General features: G+C 70.9%; 3 protein-coding genes. All 3 read left to right on the top strand.

Features of this window, described 5'->3' with window-relative positions; genetic code table 11:
- A partial coding sequence (locus KS423_RS43430) for a tetratricopeptide repeat protein (protein WP_224285203.1) occupies positions 1-466 on the top strand: 466 nt, incomplete at its 5' end.
- 736 nt (positions 467-1,202) lie between these two features.
- On the top strand, positions 1,203-1,871 hold the full coding sequence (locus KS423_RS43425; RefSeq protein WP_224285202.1) for a DUF6230 family protein: 669 nt from the start codon (positions 1,203-1,205) through the stop codon (positions 1,869-1,871).
- Between the two features lie 131 nt (positions 1,872-2,002).
- The coding region (locus KS423_RS43420; protein ID WP_224285201.1) for a DUF6114 domain-containing protein at positions 2,003-2,462 on the top strand (460 nt) is incomplete at its 3' end.

Here is a 2,462-nt window from a genome sequence, read left to right as displayed (position 1 = left end):
CGGCGGGGCGGTCGCCCCGGGCGAGGCCGCGGCCGCCGCCCCGCAGCACCCCGAGGACCCGGCGCTGTCCGCCGCGCACGACGCGCTGGACGCCGGCGACCTGGGCGGCGCCATCCAGGCGTACAGGAACGTGCTGGCCGAGCAGCCGGGCAACACCGAGGCCACGCTGGGTCTGGCCCAGGCCGAGCTGCTGAAGCGGATCGAGGGCCTGGACCTCCAGGCCGTCCGGGCGGCGGCCGCGGCCGACCCGAAGGACGTCGAGGCCCAGCTCAAGGCGGCCGACCTGGACCTGGTCGGCGGTCACGTCGAGGACGCCTTCGGGCGCCTGGTGACCACCGTCGGACGGACGGCCGGCGAGGACCGGGACACCGCCCGGCTGCGCCTGCTGGAGCTGTTCGAGGTGATCGGCCCGGAGGACCCGCGGGTCGTCGCGGCCCGTACGGCGCTGGCGCGCGTGCTGTTCTGAGCCCGGCTCCGGTCGGGTTCCGGCCCGGTTCCGCGCCGGTCCTCGGGCTCGACGCCTGGCACGGCGGATGACCTGCGGTGTCGCCAGGTGATTTGGCGACAATCCGGTCAACCGGACAGAGGTTTACCAAATCTTGATTTCACCCGTGGGTGGTCACATTGTGTGATCACCCACGGGTGTTTCGTTGGTGTTTCCGGCGGATTTCGCCATCACGTTTCCTTCAAGACGTCACGCACGGTGCAGCTCGGGCCGATTCCATGATCAACGTCACCGGATGTTGCATTACCCGTCAGTAAGGCACCTCTTGTGCTTCGCCCGGGATTCAAGCACGATCGGCCACGCCCGGTCCCAGACTCCACACCAGCCGACCCCGGTCGGCCACGCGGAGCGCGGGATCCCCACCGGGCGATCCGCCGGCTCCGGCCGGCGGGAGGGAGGGCAGGGGGGTATCCGCGGTCCCACGGCGGTTCCTGTCCTTTTACCGGCCGCGCGGCCCTGCGCGGCCGCTGGTTGTCGCTCGGGGGTGATCGCCGATGTCGTCGGTCCTGCCCGCCGCCCCGCAAGGACGGCCGGTGCTTGGACGGGAGGCCCGCTGCACGCAGGCCGTTCCCGCGTCCGACGACGCCCAAGGCGCTCTCCGCTACCGAGGACGTAGCTCTCTCCCATCCCAGGCCCCCACCGGTGCGGGACGCACCGCCGGGGAGCCGGAGATGTACGTCCTAGAAGGAGGACTCGCATGTCCCAGACCTACGGCAAGACCCGCTGGAAGCGTTTCGCACTGGTGATGGTGCCGAGTGTCGCCGCCACCGCGATGGTCGGCGTCTCGATCGCCAACAGCGCGCTCGCCGCTTCGTTCAGCATTTCCGGCCAGCAGTTCAAGGTGCACGCCTCCCACCTGGAGGGCAAGAACTTCTCGCAGTTCGGCACCGTCGACATCGAGGCCAACGGCGCGCCGCACCCGGTCGCCGTCTCGGCGTTCGAATCGGCCGAGATCACCAACATGTGCCAGTCCGTGGTGACCGACCTGACCGGGTTCGGCCTGGGCAAGATCACCCTCCAGCTGAACGCCGGTGGCAACGGCACGCCGGTGCACGCCGAGAACCTGCTGATCGACATGGAGGAACTGAAGGCCGACGCGACCTTCGAGCAGATCAACATCGGTCAGGACGCCTCCACCGTTCCCGGCACGGCGACCCAGGGCTGGAAGCCCCACCCGGGTGTCACCGCCGCGGGCGGTGGCAAGGGCCTGCCGACCGGTCCCACCGGCTTCGCCCAGGCCGCCCAGAAGGCCTCGCTGGACAACGTCGAGCAGAAGGCCCGTGCCACCTCGGCCGGAAAGTTCGTGCTCAACGGTCTGAGCCTGTCGCTCAAGAGCGGCGACGGCCCGGACAAGGAGTGCTACTGATCCCTGCCTGACGGCGTGCCGACAGGCGCGCCCGGCAGACGGGTCTTTCGCGGGCCGGGGGCGGCGGGTTCCGCCGTTCCCGGCCCCACGCCAGTCGTTGTCCCCTCGTAGCGATGCCGAGGAGCTGCACCATGTCCAGCGCAACGGTCGAAACCCGGACCGGCCGCCAGAATCCGATCGGGTCGTTCTGGCGGGGCTTCCGCACGTTCCGTCGCACCAGGCCCTTCTGGGGCGGCCTGCTGGCCATGATCGCCGGCGTCCCGATCCTCTACTTCCCGTACGCGCACCTGGCGCTCGGCAGCGTGACCATCGCGATGTCGACCACGGCGGGTGCCGGTTCGCTGCTCATCGGCGTCCTGCTGATCGCCCTCGGCATAGCCGGGTGGTTCCAGCAGGCCGTCAGGGTCTTCGCCGGCATCGCGACCATCCTGCTGACGCTGGTCTCGATCCCGATGTCCAACCTGGCCGGCTTCGGCTTGGCCCTGCTGCCCGGTCTGATCGGCGGGGGGCTGCTGGTCTCCTGGGCGCCGCTGCCGCAGCCGCAGGCCGAGTCGGCGGCCGCGCCGGCGGCCGAGGGCGGGCGCGGACGCC

Source organism: Streptomyces sp. LS1784 (assembly GCF_020103755.1).
Classification (GTDB): domain Bacteria; phylum Actinomycetota; class Actinomycetes; order Streptomycetales; family Streptomycetaceae; genus Kitasatospora.
The sequence above is the reverse complement of the archived record's forward strand: the minus strand, read 5'-3'. Positions and strand labels throughout refer to the sequence as shown.

Bases quoted from the DNA above. Each gene is read 5' to 3' on its own strand.
- KS423_RS43425 (WP_224285202.1), top strand. From the start codon at position 1,203: ATGTCCCAGACCTACGGCAAGACCCGCTGGAAGCGTTTCGCACTGGTG.